Origin of the sequence: Streptomyces sp. NPDC003077, assembly GCF_040611095.1 — a bacterium.
Lineage (GTDB): Bacteria > Actinomycetota > Actinomycetes > Streptomycetales > Streptomycetaceae > Streptomyces.
The window spans coordinates 1-16,049 of sequence record NZ_JBEXNM010000016.1; the positions used below are offsets into that span (position 1 = coordinate 1).

The following is a 16,049-nucleotide window of genomic DNA, read 5'->3' on the forward strand; positions in this document are numbered from 1 at the left end:
GCTCGGCGAGCTTGGCGATCGTCGGCGCGACGGCGCGGATGCGGCCGTCGTCGGTGATGGTGGTGCCGTCCAGCGGCACGTTGAGGTCGGCGCCGTACGAGCCCCGACCCATGACCGACCACGCATACGGAGTCACTCCATGAAGACGATCGACGACCTTGAGGTCGCGGGCAAGCGGGTCTTCGTCCGCGCCGACCTCAACGTGCCGCTGGACGGCACCACCATCACCGACGACGGCCGCATCCGCGCCGTCGCGCCGACGATCGCCAAGCTCGCCGAGCGTGGCGCCAAGGTGATCGTCGCCTCCCACCTGGGCCGCCCCAAGGGCGCCCCGGACCCGGCCTTCTCCCTGAAGCCCGCCGCCGAGCGGCTGGGCGAGCTGCTGGGCAAGGACGTGGCCTTCGCGACCGACACCGTCGGCGAGTCCGCCGGCTCGGTGGTGGCCGGGCTGGCCGACGGCCAGGTGGCCGTCCTGGAGAACCTGCGCTTCAACCCGGGCGAGACCAGCAAGGACGACGCCGAGCGCGCGGCCTTCGCGGACGAGCTCGCGCGGCTCGCGGACCTGTACGTGGGTGACGGCTTCGGCGCCGTGCACCGCAAGCACGCCTCCGTCTACGACCTGCCCAAGCTGCTGCCGCACGCCGCCGGCGACCTGATCGCCACCGAGGTCGGCGTCCTGAAGAAGCTCACCGAGGACGTCAAGCGCCCGTACGTCGTCGTGCTCGGCGGCGCCAAGGTCTCCGACAAGCTCGCCGTCATCGACGAGCTGCTCGGCAAGGCCGACCGGCTGCTGATCGGCGGCGGCATGGCCTACACCTTCCTCAAGGCCAAGGGCTACGAGGTCGGCATCTCGCTCCTCCAGGAAGACCAGATCCCGGCCGTCACCGAGTACATGGAGCGCGCCGAGGCGAACGGCGTCGAGCTGGTGCTCCCGGTGGACATCCTGGCCTCGGCGGACTTCCCCGACCTGAAGACCAAGGCCCCGGCGGACTACGTCACCGTGCCCTCCGACCAGATCCCCTCCGACAAGGAGGGCCTGGACATCGGCCCGAAGACCCGCGAGCTGTTCGCCTCGAAGATCGCCGACGCGGCGACCGTGTTCTGGAACGGCCCGGTCGGCGTCTCGGAGCACCCCGACTACGCGAACGGCACCCGCGCCATCGCGCAGGCGCTGGTCGACAGCGACGGGTTCACCGTCGTCGGCGGGGGCGACTCGGCCGCCGCGGTTCGCCGGCTGGGCTTCGACGACAATGCTTTCGGCCACATTTCGACCGGTGGCGGCGCCAGCCTCGAATACCTCGAAGGCAAGACGCTCCCCGGTCTCGCCGCTCTGGAGGACTGAGAAACCGTGACCACCCGCACCCCGCTCATGGCGGGCAACTGGAAGATGAACCTCAACCACCTTGAGGCCATCCAGCACGTCCAGAAGCTCGCCTTCGCACTCGACGACAAGGACTTCGCGGCCGTCGAGGTCGCGGTCCTGCCGCCCTTCACCGACCTGCGGTCGGTGCAGACGCTGGTCGAGGGCGACAAGCTCAAGATCAAGTACGGTGCCCAGGACCTCTCGGCGCAGGACTCCGGTGCCTACACCGGCGAGATCTCCGGCGCCATGCTCGCCAAGCTGAAGTGCGCGTACGTGGCCGTCGGCCACAGCGAGCGCCGCCAGTACCACGGCGAGGACGAAGAGGTCTGCAACGCCAAGGTCAAGGCGGCCTTCCGGCACGGCGTCACCCCGATCCTGTGCGTCGGCGAGGGCCTGGACGTCCGCAAGGCGGGCAACCAGGTCTCCCACACCCTCGCCCAGGTCGACGGCGGCCTGAAGGACGTCCCGGCCGAGCAGGCCGCGACGATCGTCATCGCCTACGAGCCGGTGTGGGCCATCGGCACCGGCGAGGTCGCCACCCCCGAGGACGCGCAGGAGGTCTGCGGGGCGATCCGCGGCCGGCTGGCCGAGCTGTACGGCCAGGAGGTGGCCGACAAGGTCCGCATCCAGTACGGCGGCTCCGTCAAGGCCGGCAATGTGGCCTCGATCATGGCGCAGCCGGACGTGGACGGCGCGCTGGTCGGCGGCGCCTCGCTGGACGTCGACGAGTTCGTGAAGATCGTGCGCTTCCGCGATCAGTAGCAGCTATGACGACGGGCCCGGCCCGTCGTACCCTGTCGGGGCCGGGTCCGGCGCGCCACGCGCCACCCGGCCCCGTAGCCGTACAGCGCCCCGCTTCCGTGCCGGAGCGGTGGCGCGATCCCGTTCGTCAGTCCTAGAGAGTTGGTCCAGCCGTGGTCATCGGGTTCTCGATCGCCCTCATCGTCTTCAGCCTGCTGTTGCTGCTGCTGGTGCTCATGCACAAGGGGAAGGGCGGCGGCCTGTCCGACATGTTCGGTGGCGGCATGCAGTCCTCGGTCGGCGGCTCCTCCGTCGCGGAGCGCAACCTCGACCGCATCACCATCGTGGTCGGTGTGCTGTGGTTCGCCTGCATCGTCGTGCTCGGTGTCCTGATGAAGCTCGACAGCTGACGCCCCGTCGGGGACGCGGCTTATCATGAAGGCGCGTCCTCGGGTGGGGGTGTAACTCCTGTCGCTGGACGCGCGTTGGGCCTTACGTAGACTGGGGCGCCCGCAGCGGAGTGCCCGTCGACGCTCCGCAGCACCATCACGCAGGGAGTTACAACCGTGGCAAGTGGCAACGCGATCCGAGGAAGTCGGGTCGGAGCGGGGCCGATGGGGGAGGCCGAGCGAGGCGAGTCAGCGCCGCGCATCCGCATCTCCTTCTGGTGCTCGAACGGGCACGAGACACAGCCCAGCTTCGCCGGCGACGCACAGGTCCCGGACACCTGGGACTGCCCGCGCTGTGGTTTCCCGGCAGGCAAGGACCGGGACAACCCGCCGGACCCGCCGCGCACCGAGCCGTACAAGACGCACCTGGCGTACGTCCGGGAGCGCCGCAGCGACGCCGACGGCGAGGCCATCCTCGCGGAGGCGCTCGCCAAGCTCCGCGGCGAGATCTGACCCGATCCACACGCCGGGGGCCGACGGACACCCGCACCGACGCGGCGCGAGCCGACGGAATCCGCACTCGGCACGCACGCACCGCTCAGCACAGCGAACGGCCGGCCCGGCCGGAGGAGATCCCTCCGGCCGGGCCGGCCGCGTTTTTGCCGGTGGCGGGGCGGGCGTGTGCGGGCCGGGGCCGGGCGCTGCCGCGGGATGGAGTCCGGGCGGACGCGTGAGCCGGGTGTTCTCCGGTGCCGGTGACGGGCTGCTCGCCTGACTGAGGCCCTGGATAGGGCAGGTGCCCGAGGCCCGTTGTCAGTGGGTGCCTCTACCGTCGTGGACGCCGGGAGAGTACCGGCGGGGTGCGCGGGGCCGGCGTGGTCCCGGGGCCAAGGGGAGGCAGGGGAGCGGCATGGCGGAGACGGTGTCCGGGGAGCGGTCCGAGGAGAGGCCGGGGGCGCGGGAGGCCGCGGTGGTGGCCGGGGTGCCGGCGTGGCGCGGCGGGTTCGGGCGGCTGTGGGGCGCGGCCGTCGTCTCCCGCTTCGGGGACGCCCTGCGCGGTACCGCGCTGCCCCTGCTGGCGTACGCGCTGACGGACTCCCCGGTGCTGATCGCCCTGGTCACGGCCTGCGGTTTCGTGCCGTGGCTGCTCTTCGGGCTGGTGGGCGGCGCGATCGCGGACCGGGTGGACCAGCGGCGGGCGATGTGGGTGGTGGACGTGCTGCGCGGCCTGCTGATGGCCGCGTTCGCGGTGGCCCTCTGGCTGGACGAGGTCGGCATCGGGCTGCTGCTGGCGCTGAGTTTCGCCCTGACGACATTTCAGACGGTCTTCGACAACGCGGCCACCGCCCTGCTCCCGTCCGTGGTGCCCCAGGCGGCGCTCGCCCGGGCCAACGCCCGGCTGATGACCGGTCAGGAGGTGATGGGCCGGTTCGTGGGCGGGCCGGTGGTGCCGCTGCTGATAGCCCTGGGTGCGGCCGTTCCGTTCGCGGCGGACGCGGTGACGTACCTCGTGGCCGCCGTGCTGGTCGCCTCGCTGCGGGTGGGCGGGCGGCCCGGGGGATCGGAGCCCGCCGGATCGTTCGAGGGGCCGGTCGCCGCCGACGACGGCGCCGGGCGATCCGGGGAGGGGGAGGCGGCTGCCGCCGGTGCGGGGGAGCGGCGGGGAAGCGTCCGCGCCCGGTGGCGTGAGACACGCGAGGGCATACGGGCGCTGCGGGGGGAGATGGGCGAGGGCCTGCGGGCGCTGTGGGGGGACCGGGTGCTGCGGGTGTTCTCGGTGGCGGTGGCGCTGGGCAACGTCGGCATCGGCGCGCTGATCGCCACGCTCGTCGTCCTGGTGAAGGGGTGGCTGGGTGCCGGGGACGCGGGCTACGCCGCGGTGACGACGGGGTACGGCGTGGGCATGGTGGTGGGCGGGCTGGTGGCCCCGCGGGTGGTGGCGGTGCTCGGCGGGCCGCGGCGCACGCTGCTGATCGCCGGCCTGGTGCAGTGCGGGGTGCTGGTGGCCTTCGGGACGGTGCGGTCGGCGCCGGTGGCGGTCGGGCTGCTGGGGGTGTTCGGCTTCGCCGGGATGGTGTGGAACGTGGTGGAGACGACGGCCGTGCAGCGGCGGTCCCCCGCGCGACTGCTCGGCCGGATCAGCGCGGCCTTCCGTACCGTCTCCACGGCCGGTGCCCCGCTGGGCGCCCTGCTCGGCGGGGCGGTGGCCGCCGCCTGGGGTCCGAACGTTCCCGCGCTCCTGGCCGCGGCGCTGATCGGCGGCGGGTCGCTGGCGCTGATACCGGTGCTGGGGGCGGGTAGAGGTCATCAGGAGAAGGCGTGGTGACCGCGCGTTATTCCGGGTTTTGCGGAAGAACTGCCGATCTTGGCTGACAGCGGACACAGCGCTCGTACCGCCCCCTGATCAATTAGGTTGGAGGGTGGCGGGGCCGGTACGAGATGAGAAGGCTGATGTCCGAGATGAACGCAGAAAGCCGCAGCAGGCTCGACCAGATGCCTGAGTGGAACGCGCTGAGCAAGCACCGCGAGCAGATGGGGGAGGTGCATCTGCGCGAGCTGTTCGCCAAGGACCCGGGCCGCGCCGAGCGCTACTCCCTCCGGGTCGGTGACCTGTACCTGGACTACTCCAAGCACCTGGTGACGGACGAGACGCTGCGCCTGCTGCGCGAGCTGGCCGCGGCGACCGGCGTGGCCGGGCTGCGCGACGCCATGTTCCGTGGCGACAAGATCAACATCACCGAGGACCGCGCGGTGCTGCACACCGCCCTGCGCGTGCCCGAGTCGGCCTCCGTCGAGGTGGACGGCGAGAACGTGGTGCCCGGCGTGCACGCCGTCCTCACCAAGATGCAGGTCTTCGCCGACCGGGTGCGTTCGGGTGACTGGAAGGGCCACACCGGAAAGCGCATCAAGACGGTCGTCAACATCGGTATCGGCGGCTCCGACCTGGGCCCGGCGATGGCGTACGAGGCGCTGCGCGCGTACACCGACCGCGACATGCAGTTCCGCTTCGTCTCCAACGTGGACGGCGCGGACCTGCACGAGGCGGTGCGCGACCTCGACCCGGCCGAGACGCTGTTCATCATTGCCTCGAAGACCTTCACCACCATCGAGACGATCACCAACGCCACCTCCGCCCGGGACTGGCTGCTGACCGGTCTGCGGGCCGGTGACGACGCGGTGGCCAAGCACTTCGTGGCGCTGTCGACCAACGCCGAGAAGGTCGCCGAGTTCGGCATCGACACCGACAACATGTTCGAGTTCTGGGACTGGGTCGGCGGCCGGTACTCCTTCGACTCCGCGATCGGCCTCTCGCTGATGGTCGCGATCGGCCCGGAGCGCTTCCGCGAGATGCTGGCCGGCTTCCACCTCGTCGACGAGCACTTCCGGACCGCCCCGCCGGAGGAGAACGCCCCGCTGCTGCTCGGCCTCCTCGGCGTCTGGTACGGCAACTTCTGGGACGCCCAGTCGCACGCCGTCCTGCCGTACAGCCACTACCTCTCCAAGTTCACCGCCTACCTCCAGCAGCTCGACATGGAGTCCAACGGCAAGTCGGTGGACCGCGACGGCGAGCCGGTGCGCTGGCAGACCGGCCCGGTGGTGTGGGGCACCCCCGGCACCAACGGCCAGCACGCCTACTACCAGCTCCTCCACCAGGGCACCAAGATGATCCCGGCCGACCTGCTCGGCTTCGCCCGCCCGGTCGAGGACCTTCAGCCGGGCCTGGTGGCCCAGCACGACCTGCTCATGGCCAACCTCTTCGCCCAGGGCCAGGCGCTGGCCTTCGGCAAGACGCCGGACCAGGTGCGCGCCGAGGGCGTGGCCGAGGAACTGATCTCCCACCGCACCTTCCAGGGCAACCACCCGACCACCACGATCCTGGCCGACGAGCTGAGCCCGTCCGTCCTGGGCCAGCTCATCGCCCTCTACGAGCACAAGGTGTTCGTCCAGGGCGCCATCTGGAACATCGACTCCTTCGACCAGTGGGGCGTGGAGCTGGGCAAGGTCCTGGCCAAGCGCGTGGAGCCGGCGCTGACGGAGGGCGCGCGGGTCGAGGGCCTGGACGCCTCCACCACCGCCCTCGTCAAGCGCTACCGCGAGGTGCGCGGGCGCGCCTGACCTTCGGGTCGTACACGCGGGACGTGTGTGTGCGGTTCGGGTGTGGGCCCGGCGGCCGAGTGAGCCGCCGGGCCCACACCCGTTCCCTTGCCCGTCGGGGCTGCCGCCCGTACGGCGTTCCGCCCGGCCCACACCGGTCGCGCGGCCCCGCTCGCGCCCGACCTGCGGGGGCGCGGGCGGGGCTGACCTGTGTGGCCCACGCCGGTCGCGCGGCGTCGCTCGTCCGGATCTCCGGCCGTCCGCGGCCCGTCGGCGGATCGTTCGGACGACCTTCCGTCCGACGGCTCCACGGCCACCGCCGCCCCGTGCCGAAGCACCCACCCACGCCAACAGCCCCGCTCCTCCGAAGAGAAGCGGGGCTGTGGTGACGCGACCGGGGTCCCGGCGCCGTCTCGTCCCTACGCCGAAGCCGGCGGGTACAGCGCGCGCGGCAGGCTGCTCGCCGCCGCCTCGTCCAGCAGCCACAGCGTGCGGCTGCGGCCGTGGGCGCCGGCCGCCGGGGCCTGGATCTCCCCGGCGCCGGAGAGCGCGATGGCCGCGGCCTGCGCCTTGTCCTCGCCGGCCGCCAGCAGCCAGACCTCCCGGGCCGCCCGGATGGCGGGCAGCGTCAGGGAGATCCGGGTGGGCGGCGGCTTCGGGGCGCCGTGCACGCCGACGACGGTGCGCTCGGTCTCGCGTACCGCGGGGAGTTCGGGGAACAGCGAGGCCACGTGGGTGTCCGGTCCGACGCCCAGCAGCAGGACGTCGAAGGTCGGCACCGGGCCGTGGTTCTCGGGGCCCGCGGCGGCGGCCAGTTCGGCCGCGTACGCCTCGGCCGCGGCCTCGACGTCGTTCCCGTACGGACCGTCCGAGGGCGCCATGACGTGCACGCGGGACGGGTCCAGCGGCACCGCGTCCAGCAGCGCGGCGCGGGCCTGGGTGTGGTTGCGCTCCGGGTCCCCGTCGGGCAGGAACCGCTCGTCGCCCCACCACAGGTCCAGCCGGGTCCAGTCGACCGCCTCCCGGGCGGGCGACTCTGCGAGGGCCGCGAGCAGCCCGTTGCCGTTGCGCCCGCCGGTGAGGACGACCGAGGCGGTGCCGCGGGCGGCCTGGGCGTCCACGATCTTCGTGATCAGCCGGGCCGCCGCGGCCTTGGCCATCAGGTCCTTGTCCCGGTGGACGACGACCTGCGGGGTGCTCACTTCGTCGCCGCCTTCTTGGACGACGAGCCGCCCTTCTTGCCGTTGCCCTGACCCTGGGACTGGCCCTGAGCCGGGGACTGCTCCTTCTCCGGCTGCTGCGGTTCGACCGGTCCGGCCGCCGCGGCGCGCACCGGGCCGGGCGCGTCGGCGGGCTCCGGCGGGACGACCGTCTCGGCGTCCGCCGGCTCCGTCAGCCGCTCCACGCCGAACTTCAGCGCGGAGGCGTAGGTGTCGTCCGGGTCGAGCCGGCGCAGCTCCTCGGCGAGCAGCTCGGAGGTGTCCCGCCGCTTGAGCGCGACCGAGCGGTCCGGCTGGCCGCGCATGGAAAGCGTGGCCAGGCCGCCGTCCGCGCGGTCCAGGGTGATCGGTCCGCCGTCGGTCTCCATCCGTACGGCCGTCAGCCCCGGTCCGGCCGACAGCGTGCGCTTGACGGGGACGTCCAGCCGGTCCGCGAGCCACATGGCCAGCAGCTCGCAGCTCGGGTTGAACTCCTCGCCCTCGACCTCGACCGCGGTGACCCGGCAGGGCGCCTGGTCCAGGGCGGCGGCCAGCATCGAACGCCAGGGCGTGATGCGGGTCCAGGAGAGGTCCGTGTCGCCGGGGGTGTAGGTCTTGGCGCGCTCGGTCAGCTCCCGGATGGGCTGCTCGGTGGCGTAGGTGTCGGTCACCCGGCGCTGGGCGAACGACCCGAGGGGGTCCTTCGCCGGGTCCACCGGGGCGTTGACCGGCCACCACACGACCACCGGGGCGTCCGGCAGCAGCAGCGGCAGCACCACGGACTGGGCGTGGTTGATGGCCTCGCCGTACAGCCGCAGCACGATCGTTTCGCCGGTGCCGGCGTCCGCGCCGACCCGCACCTCCGCGTCCAGCCGCGCCTTGGCGCGGTCGCGCGGGGAACGGCTGTGCCGCTTGATGACGACGATGGTGCGCGAGGGGTGCTCGCGGGAGGCGTCGTTGGCGGCCTTGAGGGAGTCGTAGGCGTTCTCCTCGTCGGTGACGATGACGAGGGTGAGCACCATCCCGACGGCGGGGGTGCCGATGGCGCGGCGCCCCTGGACCAGCGCCTTGTTGATCTTGCTGGCCGTGGTTTCCGTGAGGTCGATCTTCATGGCCGACGCCAGCTCCGTCCGTCTCGTGCGAGCATTTCGTCCGCCTCGATGGGCCCCCACGTCCCGGCCGTGTACTGCGCGGGCTTGCCGTTCTTGTCCCAGTACTCCTCGATCGGGTCGAGGATGCGCCAGGACTGCTCGACCTCCTCCACGCGCGGGAAGAGGTTGGCGTCGCCGAGCAGGACGTCCAGGATCAGGCGCTCGTACGCCTCGGGGCTGGACTCGGTGAAGGACTCGCCGTACGCGAAGTCCATCGAGACGTCCCGCACCTCCATGGAGGTGCCGGGCACCTTCGAGCCGAACCGCACGGTCACGCCCTCGTCCGGCTGCACCCGGATGACCAGGGCGTTCTGCCCCAGCTCCTCGGTGGCGGTGTGGTCGAAGGGGGAGTGCGGGGCGCGCTGGAAGACCACCGCGATCTCGGTGACCCGGCGGCCCAGCCGCTTGCCGGTGCGCAGGTAGAAGGGGACGCCCGCCCAGCGGCGGTTGTCCACCTCCAGCTTGATCGCGGCGTAGGTGTCGGTCTTGGAATTCGGGTCGATGCCCTCTTCCTGGAGGTAGCCGACGGCCTGCTCGCCGCCCTGCCACCCGGCGGAGTACTGGGCGCGCACCGTCTCCTTGCCCAGGTCGTCCGGGAGGCGCACCGCGCCCAGGACCTTGGTCTTCTCCGCGACCAGCGACTCCGCGTCGAAGGAGGCGGGCTCCTCCATGGCGGTCAGCGCGAGGAGCTGGAGGAGGTGGTTCTGGATGACGTCGCGCGCCGCGCCGATGCCGTCGTAGTAGCCGGCCCGGCCGCCGATGCCGATGTCCTCGGCCATCGTGATCTGCACGTGGTCGACGTACGAACGGTTCCAGATCGGCTCGAACATCGTGTTGGCGAACCGCAGCGCCAGGATGTTCTGGACGGTTTCCTTGCCCAGGTAGTGGTCGATCCGGAAGACCGAGTCGGGCGGGAAGACCTCGTGGACGATCCGGTTCAGTTCCTGCGCGCTGGCCAGGTCGTGGCCGAAGGGCTTCTCGATGACCGCGCGGCGCCAGGCGCCTTCCTTCTGGTCGGCCAGGCCGTGCTTCTTGAGCTGCTGGACGACGGTGGGGAAGAACTTCGGCGGCACGGACAGGTAGAAGGCGAAGTTGCCGCCGGTGCCCTGCTGCTTGTCCAGTTCCTCGATCGTCGCCTTGAGCGTCTCGAAGGCCTGGTCGTCGTCGAAGTTGCCCTGCACGAACCGGCAGCCGCGCACGAGCTGCTGCCAGACCTCCTCGCGGAAGGGCGTCCGCGCGTGCTGCTTGACCGCTTCGTAGACCTCGTGTGCGAAGTCCTCGTTCTCCCACTCGCGGCGGGCGAACCCGACGAGCGAGAAGCCCGGCGGCAGCAGCCCCCGGTTGGCGAGGTCGTACACGGCCGGCATCAGCTTTTTACGTGACAAATCGCCCGTGACGCCGAAGATGACGAGGCCGGACGGCCCCGCGATACGCGGGAGCCGCCGGTCCTGTGCGTCACGCAGCGGATTGCTGCTGGACAATTCTCAGCCTTCCGAAGGCGCGAGGCGCTTGAGCTCCGCCTCAGTGGACTTGAGCAGGTCGTTCCAGGACGCCTCGAACTTCTCGACGCCCTCGTCCTCCAGGAGCTGCACCACGTCGTCGTACGAGATCCCCAGCTTGGCGATCGCGTCGAGGTCGGCCTTGGCCTGGGCGTAGGTGCCGCGGATGGTGTCGCCGGTGATCTCGCCGTGGTCGGCGGTGGCCTCCAGCGTGGCCTCCGGCATGGTGTTGACCGTGCCCGGCGCGACCAGGTCGGTCACGTACATGGTGTCCTTGTAGGCCGGGTCCTTGACGCCGGTCGAGGCCCACAGCGGACGCTGCTTGTTGGCGCCCGACTTCTCCAGCGCCTCCCAGCGGTCGGAGGAGAAGACCTCCTCGTACGCCTGGTAGGCCAGCCGGGCGTTGGCCAGCGCGGCCTTGCCCTTGAGGGCCTTGGCCTCGTCGGAGCCGATGCCGTCCAGCCGCTTGTCGATCTCGGTGTCCACACGGGACACGAAGAAGGACGCCACCGAGTGGATCTTGGACAGGTCCAGGCCGGCGGCCTTGGCCTTCTCCAGACCGGTCAGGTAGGCGTCCATGACCGCGCGGTAGCGCTCCAGCGAGAAGATCAGCGTGACGTTGACGCTGATGCCGTGGCCGATGGTCTCGGCGATCGCCGGCAGGCCGGCCTTCGTCGCGGGGATCTTGATGAGCGCGTTCGGACGGTCCACCAGCCAGGCCAGCTGCTTGGCCTCGGCGACGGTCGCCTTCGTGCTGTGCGCCAGACGCGGGTCGACCTCGATGGACACCCGGCCGTCCTGGCCGTCGGTGGCGTCGAAGACCGGGCGCAGGATGTCGGCGGCGTCGCGGACGTCCGCCGTCGTGATCATCCGGATGGCCTCCTCGACGGTGACCTTGCGGGCGCCGAGGTCGGCGAGCTGCTGGTCGTAACCGTCGCCCTGCGAGATCGCCTTCTGGAAGATCGACGGGTTGGTGGTGACACCGACGACGTGCTGCTGGTCGATCAGCTCGGACAGGTTGCCCGACGTGATGCGCTTGCGGGACAGGTCGTCCAGCCAGATCGCGACGCCTTCGTCGGAGAGGCGCTTCAGTGCGTCTGTCATGGGGTTTGCATCTCCTACTTAGTCGTATAAAAGCGTCAGCGCGCGGCGGCGTCGAGCGATTCCCGGGCCGCGGTGGCGACCGCGTCGGCGGTGAAGCCGAACTCGTGGAAGAGCACCTTGGCGTCGGCCGAGGCACCGAAGTGCTCCAGGGAGATCACCCGGCCGTGCTGACCGACGTAGCGGTGCCAGGTCAGGCCGATACCGGCCTCCACGGCGACCCGCGCCTTGACGGTCGGCAGCAGCACGCTGTCGCGGTACCCCTGGTCCTGCTCCTCGAACCACTCCACCGACGGCATCGAGACCACGCGGGTCGGGATGCCCTCGGCCTGGAGCCGCTCGCGCGCCTCGACGGCGAGCTGCACCTCGGAGCCGGTGCCGATCAGGATGACCTGCGGCTCGCCGCCCTCCGCCTCGAACAGCACGTAGCCGCCCTTGGCCGCGGCCGGGTTCGCCGGGTAGGTCGGCACGCCCTGACGGGTCAGCGCCAGACCGTGCGGGGCCGGCTTGGTGTAGTGGCGCTTGAGGATCTCGGCCCAGGCCGTCGCCGTCTCGTTGGCGTCGGCCGGACGGACGATGTTCAGGCCGGGGATGGCCCGCAGCGACGCCAGGTGCTCGACCGGCTGGTGGGTCGGGCCGTCCTCGCCCAGGCCGATGGAGTCGTGCGTCCACACGTACGTCACCGGCAGCTGCATCAGGGCGGCCAGCCGCACGGCCGGGCGCATGTAGTCGGAGAACACCAGGAAGGTGCCGCCGTAGATGTGCGTGCCGCCGTGCAGCGCGATGCCGTTCATGGTCGAACCCATGGCGTGCTCGCGGATGCCGTAATGCACCGTACGCCCGTACGGGTCGGCCTCCGGCAGCGGGTTGCCCTTCGGCAGGAACGACGAGTTCTTGTCGATGGTGGTGTTGTTCGAACCGGCGAGATCGGCGGAGCCGCCCCACAGCTCGGGGATCACCGCGCCCAGCGCCTGCAGGACCTTGCCGGAGGCCGCACGCGTGGCGACGCCCTTGCCGGTCTCGAACGCGGGCAGCGCCTTCTCCCAGCCCTCCGGCAGCTCGCCCGCCTGGATGCGGTCGAACAGCGCGGCGCGCTCCGGGTTGGCCTCGCGCCACTCGGCGAGAGCCTTGTCCCACTCGGCGTGCGCGTCCCGGCCGCGGTCCCAGGCGGCACGGGTGTGCCGGATGACCTCGTCGGAGACCTCGAAGGTCTGCTCCGGGTCGAAGCCCATGACCTTCTTGGTGGCGGCGATCTCCTCGTCACCCAGCGCCGAGCCGTGCGCGGCCTCGGTGTTCTGGGCGTGCGGGGCCGGCCAGGCGATGATCGAACGGGCCGCGATGAAGGACGGGCGCTCGGTCTCGGCCTGCGCCGCCTTCAGGGCGTTGTACAGGCCCACCGGGTCCAGGTCGCCGTTGGGCAGCTGCTCCACGCGCTGCACGTGCCAGCCGTAGGCCTCGTACCGCTTGAGGGTGTCCTCGGAGATCGCGGTCTCGGTGTCGCCCTCGATGGAGATGTGGTTGTCGTCCCACAGCAGGACGAGGTTGCCCAGCTTCTGGTGACCGGCCAGCGAGGACGCCTCGGCCGCCACGCCCTCCTGGAGGCAGCCGTCACCGGCGATGACCCAGACGGTGTGGTCGAACGGGGAGGTGCCCGGCGCCGCGTCCGGGTCGAACAGGCCGCGCTCGTAGCGGGCGGCCATCGCCATGCCCACGCCGTTGGCGACACCCTGGCCCAGCGGGCCGGTGGTCGTCTCGACGCCGACGGTGTGCCCGTACTCCGGGTGACCGGGGGTCTTGGAGCCCCAGGTGCGGAAGGACTTCAGGTCGTCCAGCTCCAGGCCGTAGCCGGCCAGGTAGAGCTGGATGTAGAGGGTCAGGCTGGAGTGCCCCGCGGAAAGGACGAAGCGGTCGCGGCCCGTCCACTTCGCGTCCGCCGGGTCGTGCCGCATCAGCTTCTGGAAGAGCAGGTAGGCGGCCGGCGCGAGGCTCATGGCAGTACCCGGATGGCCGTTACCGACCTTCTGCACGGAATCCATGGCCAGGACGCGGACGGTATCGACGGCCCGCTGGTCCAATTCGGTCCACTCGAGGTCTGTGGTGGTCGGCTTGTTGCTCACCCTGGGTCAGGGCTCCTCTCCACAAAATGTCGAATGCCGGGGACGGTATGTCCGCCCGGCGCCGTCGAGCCTACCCCCGCAGGGGCGTGCATCTTTTCGACTGACTGTCGACGGCTGTCGCGACGAGAACTCGACGCTTTCCGCAACTGAAACCCGGACGGGAAACATTCCCGCAGCCCCCGCGAAACGTTCTCCGTCCGTCGCGCGACACCCATACGACCAGATTGCCGGGCGGTGCGCGCTTTCGCCTCTTGAACGGCGGCAGAACGCCCACGCAACGGAATCCGTCGTTCCGGAAGGGGGCCCGCAGCGCCGTTGCGGCGGGATCTCGGGATTCCGTGGCTGACGGGGCGTCAGGCCTCGCCGTTGCGGAACCACTGGTTCACCGTACGACCACCCGGACCCAACACGACCCCACCCCCGCGAAGGCCGTCGTATCGCCAACGTCTAAAGTGGCGTGGTACGCGCAAGCCTTTACCGGTTCTTCACCGCCGGGCGAGCTTGCAGGCCTTATCTCGCGGCGGAAGCCGCTGACGTTAACTTCCAGGGGTGTGCGTGACGGCCGTCGAATCCCGACCTGCGGGGGCGCTCTCTCAGAGCACTCCGGGCGGTCCCGGTCACCGTCCGTTCGGGGCCCGCGTCAAGGCGTTCGTGGCGCTGACCAAGCCGCGCGTCATCGAGCTGCTGCTGATGACGACGGTGCCGGTGATGTTCCTGGCGGCCGAGGGCGTCCCCGACCTGTGGCTGGTGGCCGCGACCTGCGTGGGCGGCTACCTCTCCGCGGGCGGCGCCGCGGCCTTCAACATGTACATCGACCGCGACATCGACGCGCTGATGTCCCGCACCTCCCAGCGCCCCCTGGTCACGGGCATGGTCTCGCCGGGCGAGTGCCTGGTCTTCGCGACCGCGCTCGCGGTGGGCTCGACCGCCTGGTTCTGGTTCCTGGTCAACCCGCTCTCGGCCCTGCTGTCCCTGGGCGCGCTGCTCTTCTACGTCGTCGTCTACACGATGATCCTCAAGCGCCGCACGTCCCAGAACATCGTGTGGGGCGGCATCGCGGGCTGCATGCCGGTCTTCATCGGCTGGTCCGCGGTGACCAACTCGGTCTCCTGGGCCCCCGTCATCCTCTTCCTCGTGATGTTCTTCTGGACGCCGCCGCACTACTGGCCGCTGTCCATGCGGGTCAAGGAGGACTACGAGCGGGCCGGTGTGCCGATGCTCCCGGTCGTGGCCGGCAACAAGGTGGTGGCCCGGCAGATCGTCGCCTACAGCTGGGTCATGGTGGCCGTCTCCCTGCTGCTCCAGCCGCTGGGCTACACGGGCTGGTTCTACACGGCGGTCGCGGTGCTCTGCGGCGCCTTCTGGCTCAAGGAGGCACACGCCCTCCAGGCCCGCGCCAAGGCGGAGATCACGGGCCCCAAGCTCAAGGAGATGCGCCTCTTCCACTGGTCCATCACCTATGTGTCGCTCCTGTTCGTGGCCATAGCCGTGGATCCCTTCCTGCGCTGAGAGGCCCGCGGTACCCAAGGCCACGTCCCCGCTCCGGCGGGGACGTGGCTTTTTTTGTGCTCTCCGCGCAACTCCGTGCTCTCCTTTCCCCCTTTTCCGTCGTTTCCCGGATTTCCCCCGGGATTTTCACGTGGCCTTTTTCACGGTGACGGGCGTCCCTTCCGCGTCCGATTACCGACGGGTAGCATCCTGGCCATGGCAGAAACGAAGCAGGCGGCGGAGGACCAGGCGACGGCGACCGCGGTGACGGACGCCCCGAACACGGCGCGCGCCACCAAGGAAACGGCCCGGCTCACCAAGCAGATCCGCGCTTTCGCCGCCTCCCACGGCGGTTCCGTCCAGTGCCAGCTGGCCCACATCGGCCGCGGCCGGACCCGCATCGCCCTCGTCGGCGGCGACGGCACCTGGGGCAACCTGGTGGCCAACTCCTTCACCACGGCCCAGTCCGCCGCCGAGCAGGCGGGCGCCGAACTCCGCGACGCCTTCGACGGCGACATGGCCTCCCACGTCCGCACCGGCCCGTACGAGTGGACGCGGATGGCGGGCATCCAGGTGGGCGGGAGGGCGAACCCGGGGCCGTCGGGCGACTGACGTTCCGGGGGCGGGCTGCTGATTCCGGCCTGTCCGGCGACTGAGAGACGTTCGGGGGCGGGCTGCCGATTCCGGCCTGTCGGGCGTTGAGGACGGTGCTTTCGGTGGTGGGGGAGCCTGCTGGTCGGCTCCCGTCGCGCCTCGGTGCCTCGGTGTCGTTGCGGGCTTGCGGGTGGGTGGGCCGCCATTTCCGGCCTGTCGGGCGGTGGGGACGGTGCCTTTGGCGGTCGGGGGTGAGCCTGCCGGTCGGTTCCCGCCGTGCCTCGGTGTCGTTGCGGGCTTGCGGGTGGGCGG

At 71.1% G+C, this 16,049-nt stretch carries 13 protein-coding genes; 8 read left to right on the forward strand and 5 right to left on the reverse strand.

Going from position 1 to position 16,049, the window contains the following annotated elements; translation table 11 throughout:
- The first annotated feature begins 139 nt into the window (after nt 1-139).
- From ABZX96_RS13755 to pgi, 6 genes are all read left to right on the forward strand, one after another.
- Nucleotides 140-1,342, forward strand: coding sequence for a phosphoglycerate kinase (locus ABZX96_RS13755; protein WP_355542902.1), 1,203 nt, complete (start codon nt 140-142; stop codon nt 1,340-1,342).
- Nucleotides 1,343-1,348: 6 nt separating this feature from the next.
- Nucleotides 1,349-2,125 (forward strand): triose-phosphate isomerase, encoded by a 777-nt coding sequence (gene tpiA, locus ABZX96_RS13760; RefSeq protein WP_355542905.1) that lies wholly within the window; start codon nt 1,349-1,351, stop codon nt 2,123-2,125.
- A 152-nt stretch (nt 2,126-2,277) separates the two neighbouring features.
- Complete coding sequence (gene secG / locus ABZX96_RS13765; protein ID WP_355542908.1) at nt 2,278-2,514, forward strand: preprotein translocase subunit SecG; 237 nt, start codon at nt 2,278-2,280, stop codon at nt 2,512-2,514.
- 156 nt (nt 2,515-2,670) lie between these two features.
- Nucleotides 2,671-3,006, forward strand: coding sequence for an RNA polymerase-binding protein RbpA (locus ABZX96_RS13770; protein ID WP_277994277.1), 336 nt, complete (start codon nt 2,671-2,673; stop codon nt 3,004-3,006).
- A 397-nt stretch (nt 3,007-3,403) separates the two neighbouring features.
- A complete protein-coding gene (locus tag ABZX96_RS13775; protein WP_355542912.1) occupies nt 3,404-4,819 on the forward strand; it encodes an MFS transporter in 1,416 nt (471 codons plus the stop codon).
- A 125-nt stretch (nt 4,820-4,944) separates the two neighbouring features.
- Nucleotides 4,945-6,609: a glucose-6-phosphate isomerase gene (pgi, locus tag ABZX96_RS13780; protein ID WP_355542915.1), complete on the forward strand. Its 1,665-nt coding sequence runs from the start codon at nt 4,945-4,947 to the stop codon at nt 6,607-6,609.
- A 398-nt stretch (nt 6,610-7,007) separates the two neighbouring features.
- On the opposite strand, the gene pgl is transcribed toward pgi, so the two are convergent.
- The 5 genes from pgl to tkt are packed head-to-tail and all read right to left on the reverse strand — an operon-like array spanning nt 7,008 to nt 13,655.
- On the reverse strand, nt 7,008-7,790 hold the full coding sequence (gene pgl, locus ABZX96_RS13785) for a 6-phosphogluconolactonase (protein WP_355542918.1): 783 nt from the start codon (nt 7,788-7,790) through the stop codon (nt 7,008-7,010).
- Complete coding sequence (gene opcA / locus ABZX96_RS13790; protein WP_355542921.1) at nt 7,787-8,899, reverse strand: glucose-6-phosphate dehydrogenase assembly protein OpcA; 1,113 nt, start codon at nt 8,897-8,899, stop codon at nt 7,787-7,789. The genes pgl and opcA overlap by 4 nt, the downstream gene beginning before the upstream one ends.
- Nucleotides 8,896-10,419, reverse strand: a complete 1,524-nt coding sequence (zwf, locus tag ABZX96_RS13795; protein ID WP_355542924.1) for a glucose-6-phosphate dehydrogenase — start codon at nt 10,417-10,419, stop codon at nt 8,896-8,898. Before zwf ends, opcA begins: the two co-directional genes overlap by 4 nt.
- 3 nt (nt 10,420-10,422) lie before the next feature.
- Nucleotides 10,423-11,541, reverse strand: a complete 1,119-nt coding sequence (gene tal / locus ABZX96_RS13800; protein ID WP_355542927.1) for a transaldolase — start codon at nt 11,539-11,541, stop codon at nt 10,423-10,425.
- Between the two features lie 35 nt (nt 11,542-11,576).
- The gene (gene tkt, locus ABZX96_RS13805; RefSeq protein ID WP_355542930.1) at nt 11,577-13,655 is read right to left on the reverse strand and encodes a transketolase; all 2,079 of its coding nucleotides are present in this window, start codon (nt 13,653-13,655) and stop codon (nt 11,577-11,579) included.
- A gap of 555 nt (nt 13,656-14,210) precedes the next feature.
- Between tkt and ABZX96_RS13810 the strand changes: the two genes are divergently transcribed.
- Both ABZX96_RS13810 and ABZX96_RS13815 read left to right on the forward strand, forming a co-directional pair.
- A complete protein-coding gene (locus ABZX96_RS13810; RefSeq protein ID WP_355542933.1) occupies nt 14,211-15,164 on the forward strand; it encodes a heme o synthase in 954 nt (317 codons plus the stop codon).
- 195 nt (nt 15,165-15,359) lie between these two features.
- Nucleotides 15,360-15,755 (forward strand): hypothetical protein, encoded by a 396-nt coding sequence (locus tag ABZX96_RS13815; protein WP_355542936.1) that lies wholly within the window; start codon nt 15,360-15,362, stop codon nt 15,753-15,755.
- Nucleotides 15,756-16,049: the final 294 nt, after the last annotated feature.

Coding starts and splice junctions, on each gene's coding strand:
- ABZX96_RS13755 (WP_355542902.1), top strand. CDS start 140: ATGAAGACGATCGACGACCTTGAGGTCGCGGGCAAGCGGGTCTTCGTC.
- ABZX96_RS13775 (WP_355542912.1), top strand. CDS start 3,404: ATGGCGGAGACGGTGTCCGGGGAGCGGTCCGAGGAGAGGCCGGGGGCG.
- pgi (WP_355542915.1), top strand. CDS start 4,945: ATGTCCGAGATGAACGCAGAAAGCCGCAGCAGGCTCGACCAGATGCCT.
- opcA (WP_355542921.1), bottom strand. CDS start 8,899: ATGAAGATCGACCTCACGGAAACCACGGCCAGCAAGATCAACAAGGCG.
- tal (WP_355542927.1), bottom strand. CDS start 11,541: ATGACAGACGCACTGAAGCGCCTCTCCGACGAAGGCGTCGCGATCTGG.
- ABZX96_RS13815 (WP_355542936.1), top strand. CDS start 15,360: ATGGCAGAAACGAAGCAGGCGGCGGAGGACCAGGCGACGGCGACCGCG.